Here is a 16,013-nt window from a genome sequence, read left to right on the forward strand (position 1 = left end):
CCGCAGATGATCCATGAAACGCCTACGAGCGCTCGCGCCAAATGTACTTATCCGGCAAAAGGTGCACGGTCAGCGGGCGGTTGACGGCCATCTGGCAGGAGAGGCGCGGGTAGCCGAAGCGCTGCGCGAGGCGGTCGTGCCAGTGGGTGGGCGCGGGCGCCGGCGGGTCGACACGAACGCCACACGTGGCGCACAGTCCGCGGCCGCCGCAGTTGAAGCGCTGGGTGAGGGCCGTGTACGGCGACAGCCCGGCCCGGAGCAACGCCGTGCGCAGGGGCGTGCCGTGCGGCACCGCGAGGGTATGCCAGCGCGCGCCGTCGTGGACGCGCACCGTGTGGGTGGTTGGCTTCATGGGGCGATCAGTTGGGGAGCGCGTCGTCGGCAGCGAGCCAGGCTTGCGCGATGCGGTCGATGGTGGCGCGCAAGGGACGATCCTCGACGATGGGCTCCACCGCAGGCATCCAGTCGGGCAGCGGCGCTTCGGGACCCGGTGCACGCTCGGCCCGGCGCAGGTGCGTGAGCTGTGTGAGCGCAAGGCCAGCAACGGCCAGGATGGGCGCCAGACGCTCGGTTTGCGTGTGGGCGGCGCGGGCGGCCATCGTTCCCATCGACACGATGTTTTGGTTGTCGGCATTGGTGGGGATGGTGGCCGTGGCGTTCATCTGGGCATGTTGGCGGAGCTCCGCCGCGAGCGCGGTGGCCGTAAGCTGCGCCCCAGCCAGCCCGCTCGTCGCGCCCGGCGTCCACGCCAACAGCAAGGGCGCATCGTTAGTCCACTGCGGCTTCAGCAGCAGGTCAATCTGCCGCTCAACCAGAAGCCCAACCTGGGTGAGTGCCGCGTTCAGCGCATCCGATGCAAAAGCGATCTGCTGCCCCTGAAAGTTGCCGCCGTGCAGCACGGCCGGCGGCTCGGTGACGGTGATGGGATTGTCGTTGGCACCGTTCAGCTCGCGTGTGATGATCGTCTCGGCGTATCGCAGTTGGTCGCGGGCAGCGCCCAGCACCTGCGGCGCGCAACGGATGGCGTAGGGCTCTTGCAACGGCCGCTCGTCGCCGGTTGGCGGCTCAAAGGTACGGGCCACGTCCGCTATGGCCGCCGCACTTTCTGCTTGCCCCGCATGCCCGCGGGCCGCGTGCAACCGATCGTTGAGCGGCTCCCGGCGGCAGCGCAGCAGGCCGTAGAGCCAGCCGGTGAGGGCCTCCGCGCGGGCAAGCAAGCGCCCCCCCCGGACGAGCGCGCGCGCCGCGTAGGCCGTCATGAAGGCCGTACCGTTCACGAGTGCAAGGGCGTCGCGGCGCGACAGTTCGTCCAAGGGCGCCTGTCCGGCGGCGGCCAGCGCCTCGCGGGCCGGCACCACCGTACCGTCCGGCTGTCGGACGGTACCGTCGCCAAGGAGCACGCGGGCGATGTACGCGAGGGGCGTGAGGTCGCCGCTCGCCCCCACCGAACCGATCGTGGGCACATCGGGCACACCGGGCAGCGCGAGCAGCGCCGCCAGGGCGTCGAACACGACCGGCGTGAGGGCCGAGTGGCCTTGCGCAAGCGCCTGCAGGCGCGCCAGGATGGTAGCCCGCACGATGGCACGCTCGGCCGCAGGGCCGGCGCCCGCGCTGAGGTGGTGCAGAAGGCCGGTGGCGTGGTCGTGGGCGGTGTCGTGGGCCGCGTGCTCCACGAGCGGCCCGAAGCCGGTTGTGACGCCGTAGATGGGATCGCCCCGGCGCTGCACCGTATCGAGGGCCGCGCGGGCCTCGGTCATGGCGCGCTCGGCGGCCGGCGTTGGGTGCACCGGCACCGGATCGGGACTTTCCGCCGCAGCGATGAGGGTCTCACAAGAGCAGCGGACGTTTGGGCCAACGGGAAACAAGACGGGCAACGGACAAACGAAAAGAAACGAACCAGCACCGTCGTGTAGACTACTTCTGCCGCAAAATGTTCGTCAAGTCCTCGGGCCGTTGAAACAGCTGAAAGGCGCGCTCAATCAGCGGATCGCTGTACAGGTGCGCCCGGATCTGCGCGCGTCGGGTGAGCGTGCGCGCCTGGATGGCATACGTCAGGCGCTGCCGCACTTGCGGCGCTGCGGCGTCTAATTGCTGAGCGAAGGCGCGGGCCAGGGCTGCTTCCAGCATTTCTACTTCATCCAACGCCGAGGCGTAGCCCGCGCGCTGCGCTTCCGTGGCAAGGCTGTCGAGGCGCTGCTGCACGGCCGTTTGTTGTCCGATTTCGTGATCGAGCACCCACGTCCGAAACGCCTGCCACGTGCTGTCGTCGCGCACCGCAAACGACACCGGCAGGGCGGGGTGCGCCGCCACAAATCGGTTGGCAAACCGGAAGAACGCGCCCCTCGCGTGCAGCGTCTCAATCACCGCGGGCACCGCAGGCGCCACGCGCACATCGGGCTCAATGCCGCGATGGTCGCGCACGCGCCGCCCGCTATCGGTGCGGAACGTATCGGCCGATGCCAGCGAGTCGTCGGCCAGCGCGCCAATGGCCACATCCTGAATGCTGCGCCCGCTGGGCGTGTAGTAGCGCGCCGTCGTCATCTTCAGCGCCGTGTTGTGCGGCAACGAGCGCACCACCTGCACCAGTCCCTTGCCAAACGTGCGCGTGCCCAGCACCGCCGCCCGATCATGATCCTGCAGCGCACCGGCCACAATCTCGCTGGCCGAGGCCGTTTCGCCGTCCACCAGCAGCACCAGCGCGGCCCGCGGCAGCAACGGGGCCCGATCGGTATGATAGGTGCGGGGAGAGGTACCGCGCCCACGGGTGCTCACCACCACCGACCCCGACGCCAAGAACAACTCCGCAACGTCCACCGCCGCCCCCAGCAGCCCGCCGGGGTTGCCGCGCAAATCCAGGATGAGCCGCTGCACCGTGCCCTCGGCCTGCAGGTCGCGTATCGCCGCCCGCGTGGCCGCCCCAGCGCCGCGCGTAAACCGCTCCAGCTTGATGTACCCGATGCCGGGCCGCAGAAAGCCCGCAAACGTCACATCTTGCAGCTGCACGTTTTCGCGCGTGAGCGTCAGCTGCAGGGGCGCGGGGCGACCGGCGCGGTGCACCGTTACCGTCACCGTTGAGCCCGGCGTGCCGCACAGCAAGCAGTCGACGCCGTCGGCAGACAGCGCGCGCACCGGGATGCCGTTCACATGCGTCACCCGATCGCCCACGTGCATCCCTGCCACATCGGCCGGACTGCCCGGCACCACTTCCACGATCGCCGGCTGCCCCTCGATGGTGCGGGCCCGCACGCCCACGCCGCCGTACTGCCCGCGCGTAATCAGGCCAATGCGCGCCCGCTCGGAGGCGTCAATGAATGTCGTGTACGGGTCCAGCTCCTGCAGCATCGCCCGCACGCCCACCCGCATGAGGCGCCCCGGGTCGAGCGGCTCCACGTAATCGGTGACGAGGTGCTCGTAGATCGCTCCAAAGATCTGGAAATTTTTGCGGAGCTCAAACAAGCGGTCATCGCGCGTCATCTGCGCGCCGGCCCACACCCCACTTCCCAACATGAGAAGCACAAGCGCTACCCCTCCAACCCGGCGCATCGTGTACGTTTGCATGGCGCTACGACCCATTTTTCTTAACTTCGCGGTGTTCATTCCATCTTAACGCGCATGAAACGTTCCCAAGAGTCCGCAATTTACCGGGCTGCGCCCTAATTGACGGAAACCTCACAAGCGGTTTCCCCGTGCAAGATGGCACGTTACGTCACGCACTCGCATTCCCTTAATCAATCGCCTGATCAACTATCGCTAACGCAGACAAAGTTCGCGTCAATCGAGAAATTCGCGCCGACGAAGTGCGCGTCGTTGAGCCCGACGGAGAGCACGACGTGGTAGACCTTGAGGCTGCACTGGAGCGGGCCCGCGAGCACGACCTGGACCTCGTGGAAATTGCTCCGGATGCCCAGCCGCCGGTGTGCAAGATCATCGACTACGGCAAGTACCGCTACCGCAAGCAAAAGCAGGAGAAGCGGCAGCGTAAGCGCTCGAAGTCGATGCAGATGAAAGAGCTGCGGTTTCGGCCGCGCACGGACGATCACGACTTCGACTTTAAAGCGGGCCACGCGCGGCGCTTCCTCGAAAACGGAAATAAGGTGAAGGCCTACGTCCAGTTTCGGGGCCGCGACATCATCTACAAGGATCAGGGCATGGACCTGCTGCGCCGCCTTATTGAGGAGGTGCAGGATATCGCGCGCATCGACCAGGCGCCCAAGATGGAAGGCCGTCGCATGACGACGGTGCTGGGTCCTCACAAAAACAAGTAACGTGCGTCCTACGCATCGTGGAACGCAACGCGAGCGGCAACGCCTTCGGGGGTTGCCGTTTCGCATGGGCGCCCCTTCCGCAAAACCCCGTGCCCGCCGCGTGGACCAGCGCGCCCCGCGTTTGCAGCGGGCGGCGGCGTGGGGGCGTCAAGCGTTCTCGTATTTTTGATGCACCGCTGCTTGTGCGGAACGCGCGCCGCCACGGGCTCATACAGTTGGGTCCGCGCGCTGCCCGCCGGGAGCGCCCACAGCTTTTATTTTCTGATTTAACGCAATCGGTGTTGTTGGTATGCCCAAAATGAAATCGCACAGCGGCGCACAGAAGCGCTTCAAGAAGACCTCGAAAGGAAAGGTGAAGCGCAAGAAAGCGTACAAGAGCCATATCCTCACGAAGAAGTCGCCGAAGCGGAAGCGCCAGTTGCGGAAGGCCGACCTGGTGGACAAAGCGGACCTGAAGCGCGTGAAGAAACTGCTGGCTAGCTAACGCCTCCGGCCCTTCGATTATTTTTCGTGCCTGTCGGGTTGCACCCTCCGGCAGGCGCGCCTACGTTTGCACTCTGACTTTACGCCAACCGAAGACTCGCACTTATGCCTCGCGCAACAAACAAGCCGGCCACGCGCCGTCGTCGCAAGAAAATATTGAACATGGCCAAGGGATACTGGGGCCGCCGCAGCAAAGTGTACAGCTCGGCCCGCCACTCCGTTGAGAAAGGCCTGCAGTACGCCTACCGCGACCGCCGGCAGCGCAAGCGGCGCTTCCGTCAGCTCTGGATCACGCGCATCAATGCCGCCACCCGGCAGCACGGCGTGAGCTACTCGCAGTTTATGGGGCAGTACCGGAAGTCGGACCTCGACATGAACCGCAAGGTACTGGCTGACCTCGCCGTGCACGACCCCGATGCCTTTGCGCAGGTGGTGGAGCACGTGATGGCGTAGCGCCTGCGCCCATGCCGCGCCGCCGCGGGCCTTCGCGCGCCCCGGTGTGCCCGGCACGCAACGCCTCTTTGGCCCGCCGCCTGCACCCGCAAGGCGGCGGGCTTTGTTTTGTCCCTCCGTTCCCTCTTTGCTGCGCTGCCCATGCCCGACCGCATCGACGAACTGCACGAGGAAATTGAAGCCGCCCCCATCGAAAGCGCCGACGACGCCGAGGCCTTTCGTATTCGGTACCTGGGGCGCAAGCAAGGCGCCATCACCAACCTGTTCCAGCAGATTGGCGACCTGCCGCCCGAGGAGCGCCCGACGTTTGGCCAGCGCGTCAATGCGCTGAAGCAGGCCGCCGAGGAGCGCCTAGAAGCCGCTACCGCTCGGCTGGAGCGCGAAGCCCAGGCCCGTGGCCCGTCCATCGACCTTACCCTCCCGGGGCGCACCCCCGCCCGCGGCTCGCTGCACCCCCTCACGCACACCCTCCACGAAATCCTGCGCATCCTGCGCCGCCTCGGCTTCGAAACCTACGAGGGCCCCGAGATCGAAACGGACTGGCACAACTTCACGGCGCTCAACTTCCCGCCCGACCACCCGGCGCGCGACATGCAAGACACCTTCTTCTTGCAGGACGCGCCCACCGACGATCCGGCCGTGCTGCGCACCCACACCTCGCCCGGCCAAATTCGCGTGATGCAGGCCAACGAGCCGCCCCTACGCATCGCCGTGCCCGGCCGCGTGTACCGCAACGAGGCCATCTCCTACAAGTCGTTCTGCCTCTTTCATCAGGTGGAGCTGCTGTACGTAGACGAGGGCGTATCAATGGCACAGCTCAAACAGGTGCTCTTTAGCCTCGCCCGTGCCCTCTTTGGCGCCGACGTCAAGCTGCGCTTTCGCCCCAGCTACTTTCCCTTCACCGAGCCCAGCGCCGAAGTCGACGTGTGGGGCGATGGCGAATGGATGGAAATTCTGGGCTGCGGCATGGTTCACCCCAACGTCTTTCGCGCCGCGGGCGTCGATCCCGAGCGCTACAGCGGCTACGCCGTGGGCATGGGCATCGAACGCATGACCATGCTGCGCTACGGCATCGACGACATCCGCGTGCTCTACGAAAACGACGTCCGCTTCCTCGACCAGTTTTAAGGGAACGGCGCCACCCGCTTCGCTTCTGCTGACGCATCAACGCTTCTGTTGCTCATGGACATCAGTTACCGCTGGCTCTCGGACTTTGTATCGCTTGACGCGGCCCCCGCGGCCCTCGCCGATACGCTCACCATGCTCGGCCTGGAGGTGGACGGCCAGCGCCGCCTGGGGCATGCCATGGACGGCGTGGTGGTGGGCGAGATCCTGAACGTGCGCCCGCACCCCAACGCCGATCGCCTCGTGCTCTGCGATGTAAACATTGGCACCGGCGCACCGCTTCAAATTGCCTGCGGCGCCCCCAACGTGGCGGCCGGCCAAAAGGCGCCGGTGGCCACCGTGGGCACCACGCTCTACCAAACCGCCGACGACGGCACGCGCACGCCCCTTACCATTGAGACGCGCACCATCCGCGGCGAAACCTCGCACGGCATGATCTGCGCCGAGGACGAGCTGGAGCTCTCGGACAACCACGCGGGCATCATGGTGCTGCCCGACGATGCCCGCGTTGGCGAGTCGTTTGCCGCGTACCTCGACGCGCACAATGTGGCCGCCGAGGATCACATCTTCGAGATCGACCTGACCCCCAACCGCCCCGACGCCGCCAGTCACCTGGGCGTGGCCCGCGATCTCGCGGCCAAGACCGAGCAATCCCTGCAGATGCCCGCGGTGGACGTGCCCGCCCCGGGCGGCGCGGCCGCCGCGCAGGTTGACGTGTCGATTGACGATGTCGAGGGCTGCCCGCGCTACGTGGCCATGGTGGTGCGTGACGTAACCGTGGGCCCTTCGCCGCTGTGGCTGCGCCGCCGCCTCACCGCCATCGGCCTGCAGCCGCGCAACACCATCGTCGACATCACGAACTACGTGCTGCACGCGCTGGGGCAGCCGCTGCACGCGTTCGACCTCGACGCGCTGGCCGGCCCTGCCATCCACGTGCGCGCCGCCGAGGCGCCCACCGACGTCGAAACGCTCGACGGCGCCACGCGCACCGTACCGCCCGGCACGCTCATGATTCACGATGCCGAGCGTCCCGTTGCCGTTGCGGGCGTGATGGGCGGCGCCAACTCGGAGGTGACCGACACAACCACCGACGTGCTGATTGAGAGCGCCTACTTCGATCCGTCGCGCATCCGGCGCGCCGCCAAGGCCCTGGGCCTGCAAACCGATTCGTCGTACCGCTTCGAGCGCGGCGTCGACCGCACCGGCCAAGCGCGCGCGGCGGCGTGGGCGGCCCAGCTCATGGCCTCGTTGGCCGGCGGCACCGTGGTGGACGGTCTGGTCGATGCGCATCCCGTCCCTCCGGCGCCCGCTACCGTCACGCTGCGCCCCGAGCGCCTGTCGGAACGCCTGGGCACCGAGGTGCCGCCCGCCGCCGCCCGCGGCATCCTGGAGCGCCTCGGCTTCGACGTGTCCGCTACGGCCGAGGGCCTCGCCTGCACCGTGCCCCCGTGGCGGCCCGACGTGTCGATCGAGGAAGACCTGATGGAAGAAGTGGCCCGCGTGTGGGGCTACGACCGCATTCCCGAGCCGGCGCGCGTACCCCTTCCCAACCAAACGCCCACCCGCCGCCTGCGCGAAGACCTGCGCAACGACATCCGCGACGCGCTGCGTGGCCACGGCTTCCGCGAGCTGTACACCAACAGCATGTGCTCGGTGGAAAAAGCCGAGCGCTTCAATCCGCATTCCACCCCGGCCGTGCAAACCCTGAACCCCATCGCCCAAACGATGGCCGCGCTGCGCCCGCGCCTGCTGCCGGGCGTGCTGGACGTCCTGCAGTTTAACACCAACCATGGCCAGGAGGCCCTGCGCGTGTTCGAGTTTGGCCGCGTGTTTCGCCAGGCCGGCGCGCACGAGGAGACGCTGGTGCCGGGCTATGCCGAGCACGAAGCGCTGCTCCTGGCCTGGACGGGGCCGCACGCGCCCACCCACTGGGACACCAAGCCGCGCCCGGCCGACTTCTACGACCTGAAGGGCATAGCCGCTGCGGTGCTGCGCGAGCTGCGGCTTGACGCGCTGGTTTCCGCGGCCCCCGCTTCGGAGCCTCCGCCCACGGCGGCCTACGCCCTGTCGTATCGGCTTGATGAACAAGAGGTGGGAACGATCATGCGCCTCGACGAGGAGGTGGCCCGCGCCTACGACCTCGACGCGCCCGTGTTTGTGGCAGAGTTCGACTGGAACACGCTCGCTGCGCACGTGGCCCACCTGCCCGAGCGGCGCTACGAGCCGGTGCAGCGCCATCCCGTGGCCGAACGCGACCTCGCCGTGCTCGTCCCCGACGACCAGCCGGCCGGCCCGCTCCTCGACGCCATCCGCACGGCCGGGCAGCCGCTGCTGCAAGAGGTGGTGCTCTTCGATCGCTTCACCGGCGCCGGCATTCCCGAGGGGCAGCAGAGCCTCGCCTTCCGCATGCAACTGGGCGCCGATCGCACGCTCACCGATCAGGAGATTGACGAGCGCATGCAGGCCATCGAGGGCGCGCTCACCGGCACGTTCGACGCGTCCATCCGCGACGCGGCGTAGCGCCTCACGAGTACACGGCCTCCGGGTCGAACACCTGCTCGCCATCCGCCACGAGGCCCGCGTCATCATCCCAGCGCCGGTAGAAGCACGACGCGTGGCCGGTGTGGCAGGCCCCGCCCGCCTGCTCCACCCGAAACAGCAGCGTGTCGCCGTCGCAGTCGATGCGGGCCGCGCGCACGTGCTGCGTGTGGCCGCTGGTGGCGCCCTTCACCCACACGGCCTGGCGCGAGCGGCTCCAGTACGTCATGCGGCCGGTGGTGAGCGTTTGCCGCAGCGTGTCGGCGGTCATGTAGGCGAGCATCAACACCTGATCGGTGGCATCGTCTTGAACGACGACCGGCACGAGTCCGTCGTCATCGAAGGCAACGGCTTCAATGAACGCATCGGGAGAAGGCATAGCGGGGAGCACTTGGACGAACAGCGGGCGAACATCATCCCAACGATGCCTGTGCGCACCGGTTCGGCGGACACTTTCCGGGTTTGCCGAATAAAACGCATGCGGACGGCAGCATCGGCGGCGGTGCTGCGCGGCCCGCGCGTTGTTTTCATCACCAGAGGTTTTTGACATGAAGCTGCTTCGCGTCCTCGCCCGGCTGCCGCGCCTGCTCCTCATTGGCCTTGTGAAGGGGTACCAGCAGATCGTGTCGCCCCTGTTTCCCTCCACCTGTCGCTTCCATCCCACGTGCTCGGCCTACGCGGTGCAAGCCTTCCGAACATACGGTGCGGCGAAGGGCCTCGTGCTCACGCTTTACCGCATCGCACGCTGTCACCCGTGGGGCGGGCACGGCTACGACCCGCCGCGCTGGTTTAACGAACCGCCGCCGTCCTCGCACACGTAACCCCTCGCTCATGCGTGCCACCACCGATCGCACCACCGCCCTGGCCTACGGCGCCAGCCTTGCCACGGGCGTCCTCGTCGCATTTCAGATTCGCATCAATGCCACGCTCGGGCAGTACGTGGGGCCGCTGGAGAGCTCGTTCATCGTGCACTTTGTCGGCGCGCTCGTGGGCCTGTTGCTGGTGCTTCCGCGCCGCGAGGCCCGCTCCATCACCCGCTACCAGAACATTCCGTGGCGCGAGTACACCGGCGGACTCATGGGCGTGTTTATGGTGCTGGTGGCCAACCTCATTGTGCCGCACCTGGGCACGGCCCTCGCCGTGAGCCTATTCGTGGCGGCCGACTTGTTCTTTTCGAGCCTGGCCGACCGCTTCGGCTGGTTCGGCCTCCCGCAGATCCGCCTGTCGCGCCTGCGCATTGCTGGCCTGGTGCTGGTGGTACTCGGCGTGCTGCTCGTCCGCTTTGGATAACGACCCGCTATGTTTGTTCTGCTTGCACTTGTAAACGGACTGCTGTCTACGGCCAGCCGCATGGTGAACGCCGCGCTCTCGGCGCGCGTGGGCAGCCTCGACGGCTCGTGGATCAACCACGTGATGGGGGCGCTGGGCGCGGCAGCCCTGCTCCTCGTTGGCTTCTCGACGGGCACGCTGTGGGCGCCGGATGTGCCGTGGGTGTACTACAGCGGCGGCGCCATTGGCCTGTTCATGGTAACAGCCAGCAACTACGCGGTGCGGAAGGTGGGGGCGGTGCTGTTCGCCGTACTGATGCTCATGGCCCAGTTGTCGGTATCGGCGGCCATCGACCACTGGGGCTGGCTGGGCGACGTGCGGCTGCCGCTCTCGCCGCTGCGGGCCTGCGGCTTGCTGCTCGTGATGGCGGGCGCGGGCCTCGTGATGCGCGAGCGCCGCATGGCCATTCAAAACGATTCGGCCTTATCGGATGCGGAGACGCGTTAGCCTCTGTTTGAAAGGCCCTCTTGTCAGCGAGGCCGTAGCGGTCCGGCCGCGCACTGGCCGTGAGGGATCTCAAACGACGCCTAGTGAGTGACTGGCGCTGGGGTGTGTGCATTGTCCTAGATGAAAGAGGCACGCCTGGGGGTTGCGGAGATCGGCCCCGAAGTGAACGGCGTCTCGGACGCACCGGAGGGCTCCGCGGCCACAATCATCGCTGTTCGAGCGCCCGCCCAATGGCAAAACGTACCACACGCGATGCAGGCAAAACCTGGAGCACACGAGCAGCCGGATGACGGTAGAACGGTGCGCGTTCGATGCTGGGTTGTCCGCTATGCCGGCGAGCCCTTGGCCAAATCAAGCGTGCAAAGTCACGGTTGACGCGGCGCTAGTCGTCGGATGCTTCGAAGTCGAGGGCAGCCGAGTTGATGCAGTACCGCTTTCCGGTGGGCTGCGGACCGTCGTCGAACACGTGGCCGAGGTGCGCCCCGCACTGCCCACACGTCGCTTCGATGCGGCGCATGCCCAGGCTCCGGTCGACCTTCGTGTCGATATTTTCAGCCTCCAGCACATCGTAAAAGCTAGGCCACCCGCTGCCCGACTTGAACTTGGTGTCGGAGGCAAAGAGCGGCGCGCCACAGCACACGCAGCGGTAGATGCCGTCTTCGTCGTGGTCCCAGTACGCACCGGTAAACGCGCGCTCGGTGCCGCCTTCTTGCGTGACGTGGTACTGCTCGTCGGTCAGCGTTTTCTTAAGCGAAGTGTCGTCGCTCATAACGCGTTGTGGGGATAGATCAACGGTTAGTGGAGCGACAAAACGCACGGCTGGCGCGCGAGGATTCGCGCAACTCCATCCAATCTGTAATGATTACGGCAGCTCCATTCTACTGGCAACGGCCCATCCAGCGGTATATCAACATCCTCCGCCATTCCTCACAATTTTTGTCGTCTAGTTAGCTTTGTGGACCCATTCTTTGGTCACCTAGTCATCAATGGCACCAGTGGTATCGTTAGGGAAAGAATCGTTTGAGAAATGAATCGGAGGTGTCAATAGCTGCGATGGCGCACTCTCCCAGCATATCTGTCAGTTCTCTTTCAAACTCACGGGTTTGATCTTTTGATCCACTTTTCGGATGCGCAACCTCATGGAGTAGAATACCAGCGAATTTCACCGGGTTGCGCAATATCGGACGGTGAATAATAATGCGACTCTCGGCTCGCTCCCATAGTCCTTGCGTCTTCCATCCCTCACCACCCGTAATACGCATCGTTTCCGAAATCCGAATCTCATGGATGGTAGGAAGGTCCGCGATGAGACCTAAAATATCGTCGCGCAGGGCCCACACCTTGCGCTCCTGCTTACTCAGCTCGCTTTCGTCAACCCAGTCGTACTGAAAGCTCTCATCGTATTCAACGGCATACGCTCCGACATCGCGCATCATGTTTCCGCTCACGTCTTCCGCTTCTTGAATCTCCCAGCGGATGTTGTCGGGGACCGTGATGATCTCGTACCCGTCTTCACGCGCATGATCGAGAAGGTCTCGATTCGAGTGCTGCTCCTCGACGGTCGCAAAAACGACATCTCGAAGACTGTTCATGAGCTTGGCGGCGTGGAGGCGGATTGGCTTCCACCCAAGTTCTTCATGCGCCGTGCCCCGGGTAAAGCGCTCTAGGTCGGCGACTAACCGCTCGGCCACCGCCTCAGATTCAGCCGCCTGCAGGATTTTCTTGACGCGCGGCGTATACGCGGTGCGCCCTACGTTAGAGCGCTCCCGGTTCAACGCGTCGCGGACTTTCTTTGTCGTGTTTGTGATATTGTAGCTGAAGAGGAAATCCGGCTCGGTGGCGACGCGGAGACCCGTCACGTAGATCGCGGCGTTCTTGCCATCGGGCTTAGCGTAGATCTCGCCGAAGTTGGTAGCCTCGATACGCTCTTCATCAGTGAACTGAAGGAAGTTGCGTTTGGCCGTTTCGACGTCCGCTTCAGACACCCCCTCCAGCAGCACACGCGTGCCCTGGAGGTCGGGATGTTCGGGCGGATGGACGACAGCGTGTAGCGTCTCGACATCGTCGAACTCGGCTTTGGGTGCCTCTTCGACGGTAAACGTGTTGTGCGGCGAATGGATGGTGACATTGACTCCATGGCGGTAGAGCACGGCCAGCGCGTCTTTAAGGCCGACGCCAAACTTGCCGATGACCTGGTCGGGTTTAGAAAGCTTCTCTTCGTCCTCTCCCTGCGCAAAATGCTCGTACCGGAGCCCGCGACCGTAGTCGCGAATTTCAGAGGCACGGCCATTGACCTCAATAGCGACTGGATCGGTGCCCGTAAGCACCTGCTCGTCAAGAGCGTTGGCGATGAGCTCCCGAATGCCGTCGCTGGGTGCCCATGCTTCCAGCAAATCCTCCTTCATGTTGAGATCGAATCGACGGGCTTCGTTTGAGCGGTTTGGTTGATTGGACTCCATGGAAAAATGGATAACAGATAAAAGCAGTCGAAGGTGCGATGGGCGCTCAAAAGGAGTTAGGTGTCCGGGGGCAATGCGTCTAGCATGCGACGGATTTGATCTTGAATGGGCAGAAAGCGATGGTGAATCGTAATTCACACCGTTTCGAAGGGAGCGGCAAAATACTGATGGATAAGCGCGTCGCGCATCCCAGCCATCTCGGGGTTCAACGTGCGTTTAATGTCAACATAGGCATGGACGCGGTGGGGCATGTTCAGTCTGTTTGTGTACGTCTACTCCGTTAAGCACGCGGATGTTTGTGCGGATGGTGCACGCGGCTCGTCAGGATCCCCTGCCATTACGCCATCCACGGCGGCACGGAGCCTTGGTGTCTTGGCTCCGTAGTAGAGAAGTGCAGACCTTGCTTCATTTAGGTTGTCTAGCCTATGCGCTACGGCATCTTGGCTGTCGCTCTTCTTCTTGGCGGATGGCTCGCGACGCCCGCGGCCCGCGCCCAGCGCCCGTCGACGCCCGACTCGGCGATGGCGTGGCACGAAGCGGCCTGGACGCCCATGCTTGTTCGCAACGGCTTGCAGTTCTATTACCTGTTCTACCCACGGGCCGACAACCACCACAACGGCGTGGTCATCAAGCTGCAGAACACCAACGCGTATCCGGTACGCTACCGCTTCGAGGTCATTTTTCGGGCGGCCAACGGCACCGAGCGGTCGGCCGTTGCCACCGGGCGCGTTGGCGCGCACCGCCTCAAAACCGGCGACGCCAGCGGGCTGTTCTGGATTCCGTTTGCGGGAACGAATCATACCATCCGCACCATTGGCCTGCGGGGCTACCGCGTGGTGCCCGTTGATTCGCTCACGACCAACCGTTAAGGTTCCATGAAGGCCGAACGTGTGCTGCGGTGCGGGCTACACACCACGCGTTTGTTTCACGAACCCCACCGGCCATGTCGCCCTACTTCCACTGGAGCCCAGACCCTGTCATCTTCCGGTTGGGGCCGCTGGCCCCGCGCTGGTACGGCCTCCTCTTTGCCCTGGGCTTCCTGATTGGCTTTTACCTGATGCAGCGCGTGTTTGAGCGCGAAGATCGGCCGATCAAGGACCTGGATGCGCTGCTGATGTATTTGCTGGGCGGTACGGTGATTGGCGCGCGCCTCGGGCACGTGCTGTTTTACGCGCCGGGCTACTACTTTGCGCATCCGCTGGAAATTCCGCAGGTGTGGGAAGGCGGCCTGGCCAGCCATGGCGGGCTCATTGGCGTGCTGCTAGCCATCTGGCTGTACAGCCGCTCGCGTCAGGATCAGCCCTTCCTGTGGCTCACCGACCGCCTGGCGCCGCCCATTGCCCTCACCGGCGCCTTCATCCGGCTCGGCAACTTTTTCAACTCGGAGATTTTGGGCACGCCAACCGATGTCTCGTGGGCCGTGGTCTTTGAGCGCGTGTCGCCCGTACCGCGCCACCCGGCGCAGCTGTATGAGGCCATCAGCTACTTCATCATCTTCGTGCTGCTGCAGCGCATATACGAGCGTCAGGGCAGCGACACGCCGCGCGGGTTTCTCACGGGCCTGTTCATGCTGCTGATCTTTGGCGTGCGCTTCTTTATTGAGTTTGTGAAGATGCGCCAGGCGACGTTTGGCGAGGCGCTGCCGTTAAGCATGGGGCAGCTGCTCAGCCTTCCTGCCATCGCGCTGGGCATCTGGCTGATCGTCCGATCGCGCAACGCGCAGACCCGCCAGCCCTCGTATCGTAGGTGAGGGGTCGCTCAACCGGCGGCATGCACCGTGCGCAGCGCCGCTGCGATGGTCTGCTGCTGCAACGCGACGGCGGTTTCCAGCGGCACGGGCGTCCACTCGAAGTTTTCGGTGAGTGCCTCAAACGAAGCGCCCTGCGCGATGCGCGCTTTTAATCGGAGGTACGCCGTCGGGCGCCCCGGCGCGGGGGCCGCGTTGTGCACCCGAAACAGCGGCAGCTCGGTCACCAGTGCCAGCGGATCGCCGCCCAGCCCCTCCACGAACTCCATCGAGCTGTCGTGAAAGCGCGCGGCCATCGCGGGGTTGCCCTGCGCCTCGAAGAACGTGCGCATGGCCGCGCCCTCGGGCGTGGTGGTAAACCCCTTATCGATGTAAAAGAAGCCCTTTTCGCCCTTCCGGTTGTGGTCATGCAGGCCCAAGTTGGCCCGTGCGGTGGCCGCGCGAAACGCCGCCTGCAGCGCCTCGGTCCGAAACGTCCACGGCCGGTTGATGAGCAGCAGCCCGCCCTCGGCAAACGCCATACCGTGCAGACTCATGTGCAGGGCGACCGGCGCGTGGGGCCGGATGAACCGCGCGACGGCCTCGTTCTCGGGCCGCATCGCCGGATAGCCAAACTCCAGGTCGCGGCCCGGCTGTTCACGCACGCGATGCTCCAAAAAAGCGCGGGCGTCGGGCCACCGGCTAATCCACGGCTGATTGCGGGCCTCGGCATCGGGATTGGTGTGCGGCACCACAAGCACCGTGTAGGCATCAAACAAGTCCCCGAACCACTCCGGATGCTGGCACGCGTCCAGCACCAGCTGCCGAAGCGTGGCCGGCCCCACCGGCTCGTCGGCATGATTTCCGGCAATCAGGCTCACGGTGCGCGGCCCGTCGCCAAGCACAACCCCTGCTAGGGGGCGGCCCCCCTCGCTCGTCCCAATGTGCTGGTAGCGCGCATGATCGGAAGCTGCGCACGCGGCTTCGAGCCGGTCGAGGCTGTCTGCCTGCGTGGTGAAGGTTGACGGCTGGCGCCACGCTGTGGGCTGTAGATCCTCCATCGAATGGCAAGAATTGATTGAGACGGGCTCCGAAATCGACGATTTGCAATTGAAACTTGACAACACCTATCGTGTCTTGTATTGTGTGGATGCGTAACAGTTCGTCGTCATGCAACGGCCGCGCGCT

At 65.1% G+C, this 16,013-nt stretch carries 17 protein-coding genes; 10 read left to right on the forward strand and 7 right to left on the reverse strand.

The features are described from left to right. Positions 1-22: 22 nt before the first annotated feature. Genes SALLO_RS0106360 through SALLO_RS0106370 form a run of 3 tightly spaced genes read right to left on the reverse strand, consistent with a single transcriptional unit; the run spans position 23 to position 3,558 of the window. On the reverse strand, positions 23-352 hold the full coding sequence (locus SALLO_RS0106360; protein WP_022835476.1) for a 2Fe-2S iron-sulfur cluster-binding protein: 330 nt from the start codon (positions 350-352) through the stop codon (positions 23-25). A gap of 7 nt (positions 353-359) precedes the next feature. After that, a complete protein-coding gene (locus SALLO_RS0106365) occupies positions 360-1,874 on the reverse strand; it encodes an aromatic amino acid lyase (RefSeq protein WP_022835477.1) in 1,515 nt (504 codons plus the stop codon). A 40-nt stretch (positions 1,875-1,914) separates the two neighbouring features. Next, on the reverse strand, positions 1,915-3,558 hold the full coding sequence (locus tag SALLO_RS0106370; RefSeq protein ID WP_022835478.1) for a S41 family peptidase: 1,644 nt from the start codon (positions 3,556-3,558) through the stop codon (positions 1,915-1,917). Positions 3,559-3,746: 188 nt separating this feature from the next. Between SALLO_RS0106370 and infC the strand changes: the two genes are divergently transcribed. The 5 genes from infC (at position 3,747) to pheT (ending at position 8,846) form a co-directional block, all read left to right on the forward strand. Beyond that, positions 3,747-4,265, forward strand: coding sequence for a translation initiation factor IF-3 (infC, locus tag SALLO_RS0106375; protein WP_028566978.1), 519 nt, complete (start codon positions 3,747-3,749; stop codon positions 4,263-4,265). A 289-nt stretch (positions 4,266-4,554) separates the two neighbouring features. Then, positions 4,555-4,749 (forward strand): 50S ribosomal protein L35, encoded by a 195-nt coding sequence (gene rpmI, locus SALLO_RS0106380; RefSeq protein ID WP_022835480.1) that lies wholly within the window; start codon positions 4,555-4,557, stop codon positions 4,747-4,749. Between the two features lie 104 nt (positions 4,750-4,853). Then, a complete protein-coding gene (gene rplT, locus SALLO_RS0106385; protein WP_022835481.1) occupies positions 4,854-5,201 on the forward strand; it encodes a 50S ribosomal protein L20 in 348 nt (115 codons plus the stop codon). Between the two features lie 141 nt (positions 5,202-5,342). After that, on the forward strand, positions 5,343-6,329 hold the full coding sequence (gene pheS, locus SALLO_RS0106390) for a phenylalanine--tRNA ligase subunit alpha (RefSeq protein WP_022835482.1): 987 nt from the start codon (positions 5,343-5,345) through the stop codon (positions 6,327-6,329). A 54-nt stretch (positions 6,330-6,383) separates the two neighbouring features. After that, positions 6,384-8,846 carry a phenylalanine--tRNA ligase subunit beta gene (gene pheT / locus SALLO_RS0106395; protein ID WP_022835483.1) on the forward strand — a complete coding sequence of 821 codons (2,463 nt, stop codon included), beginning with the start codon at positions 6,384-6,386 and terminating at the stop codon, positions 8,844-8,846. A gap of 4 nt (positions 8,847-8,850) precedes the next feature. Here the strand turns inward: pheT and hisI are convergent, their stop codons facing one another. Continuing rightward, a complete protein-coding gene (gene hisI / locus SALLO_RS0106400) occupies positions 8,851-9,243 on the reverse strand; it encodes a phosphoribosyl-AMP cyclohydrolase (RefSeq protein ID WP_028566979.1) in 393 nt (130 codons plus the stop codon). A 169-nt stretch (positions 9,244-9,412) separates the two neighbouring features. Here hisI and yidD point away from each other — a divergent pair, with 169 nt between their 5' ends. From yidD to SALLO_RS0106415, 3 genes are read left to right on the forward strand one after another with little or no spacing between them, the layout of a single operon-like run. Next, a complete protein-coding gene (gene yidD / locus SALLO_RS0106405; protein WP_022835484.1) occupies positions 9,413-9,685 on the forward strand; it encodes a membrane protein insertion efficiency factor YidD in 273 nt (90 codons plus the stop codon). Positions 9,686-9,695: 10 nt separating this feature from the next. Beyond that, a complete protein-coding gene (locus SALLO_RS0106410) occupies positions 9,696-10,154 on the forward strand; it encodes a DMT family transporter (protein ID WP_022835485.1) in 459 nt (152 codons plus the stop codon). 9 nt (positions 10,155-10,163) lie between these two features. Beyond that, the gene (locus SALLO_RS0106415; protein ID WP_022835486.1) at positions 10,164-10,640 is read left to right on the forward strand and encodes a DMT family transporter; all 477 of its coding nucleotides are present in this window, start codon (positions 10,164-10,166) and stop codon (positions 10,638-10,640) included. A 382-nt stretch (positions 10,641-11,022) separates the two neighbouring features. Here SALLO_RS0106415 and msrB read toward each other — a convergent pair whose 3' ends face one another. Both msrB and SALLO_RS0106425 read right to left on the reverse strand, forming a co-directional pair. After that, a complete protein-coding gene (gene msrB, locus SALLO_RS0106420) occupies positions 11,023-11,409 on the reverse strand; it encodes a peptide-methionine (R)-S-oxide reductase MsrB (RefSeq protein ID WP_022835487.1) in 387 nt (128 codons plus the stop codon). A 235-nt stretch (positions 11,410-11,644) separates the two neighbouring features. After that, on the reverse strand, positions 11,645-13,099 hold the full coding sequence (locus SALLO_RS0106425; protein ID WP_051141322.1) for an ATP-binding protein: 1,455 nt from the start codon (positions 13,097-13,099) through the stop codon (positions 11,645-11,647). A gap of 440 nt (positions 13,100-13,539) precedes the next feature. Between SALLO_RS0106425 and SALLO_RS0106435 the strand changes: the two genes are divergently transcribed. Then, positions 13,540-13,968: a hypothetical protein gene (locus tag SALLO_RS0106435; RefSeq protein WP_157621316.1), complete on the forward strand. Its 429-nt coding sequence runs from the start codon at positions 13,540-13,542 to the stop codon at positions 13,966-13,968. 74 nt (positions 13,969-14,042) lie between these two features. After that, a complete protein-coding gene (lgt, locus tag SALLO_RS0106440; protein WP_022835491.1) occupies positions 14,043-14,849 on the forward strand; it encodes a prolipoprotein diacylglyceryl transferase in 807 nt (268 codons plus the stop codon). Positions 14,850-14,857: 8 nt separating this feature from the next. Here the strand turns inward: lgt and SALLO_RS15680 are convergent, their stop codons facing one another. After that, on the reverse strand, positions 14,858-15,886 hold the full coding sequence (locus SALLO_RS15680) for a M14 family zinc carboxypeptidase (protein ID WP_022835492.1): 1,029 nt from the start codon (positions 15,884-15,886) through the stop codon (positions 14,858-14,860). Positions 15,887-16,013: the final 127 nt, after the last annotated feature.

The sequence above is a fragment of the Salisaeta longa DSM 21114 genome, from assembly GCF_000419585.1.
Lineage (GTDB): Bacteria > Bacteroidota > Rhodothermia > Rhodothermales > Salinibacteraceae > Salisaeta > Salisaeta longa.

Bases quoted from the DNA above. Each gene is read 5' to 3' on its own strand.
- pheS (WP_022835482.1), top strand. From the start codon at position 5,343: ATGCCCGACCGCATCGACGAACTGCACGAGGAAATTGAAGCCGCCCCC.
- hisI (WP_028566979.1), bottom strand. From the start codon at position 9,243: ATGCCTTCTCCCGATGCGTTCATTGAAGCCGTTGCCTTCGATGACGAC.
- rplT (WP_022835481.1), top strand. From the start codon at position 4,854: ATGCCTCGCGCAACAAACAAGCCGGCCACGCGCCGTCGTCGCAAGAAA.
- SALLO_RS0106360 (WP_022835476.1), bottom strand. From the start codon at position 352: ATGAAGCCAACCACCCACACGGTGCGCGTCCACGACGGCGCGCGCTGG.
- SALLO_RS0106410 (WP_022835485.1), top strand. From the start codon at position 9,696: ATGCGTGCCACCACCGATCGCACCACCGCCCTGGCCTACGGCGCCAGC.
- pheT (WP_022835483.1), top strand. From the start codon at position 6,384: ATGGACATCAGTTACCGCTGGCTCTCGGACTTTGTATCGCTTGACGCG.
- rpmI (WP_022835480.1), top strand. From the start codon at position 4,555: ATGCCCAAAATGAAATCGCACAGCGGCGCACAGAAGCGCTTCAAGAAG.
- SALLO_RS0106370 (WP_022835478.1), bottom strand. From the start codon at position 3,558: ATGCAAACGTACACGATGCGCCGGGTTGGAGGGGTAGCGCTTGTGCTT.
- yidD (WP_022835484.1), top strand. From the start codon at position 9,413: ATGAAGCTGCTTCGCGTCCTCGCCCGGCTGCCGCGCCTGCTCCTCATT.
- lgt (WP_022835491.1), top strand. From the start codon at position 14,043: ATGTCGCCCTACTTCCACTGGAGCCCAGACCCTGTCATCTTCCGGTTG.
- msrB (WP_022835487.1), bottom strand. From the start codon at position 11,409: ATGAGCGACGACACTTCGCTTAAGAAAACGCTGACCGACGAGCAGTAC.
- SALLO_RS15680 (WP_022835492.1), bottom strand. From the start codon at position 15,886: ATGGAGGATCTACAGCCCACAGCGTGGCGCCAGCCGTCAACCTTCACC.
- SALLO_RS0106415 (WP_022835486.1), top strand. From the start codon at position 10,164: ATGTTTGTTCTGCTTGCACTTGTAAACGGACTGCTGTCTACGGCCAGC.
- SALLO_RS0106425 (WP_051141322.1), bottom strand. From the start codon at position 13,099: ATGGAGTCCAATCAACCAAACCGCTCAAACGAAGCCCGTCGATTCGAT.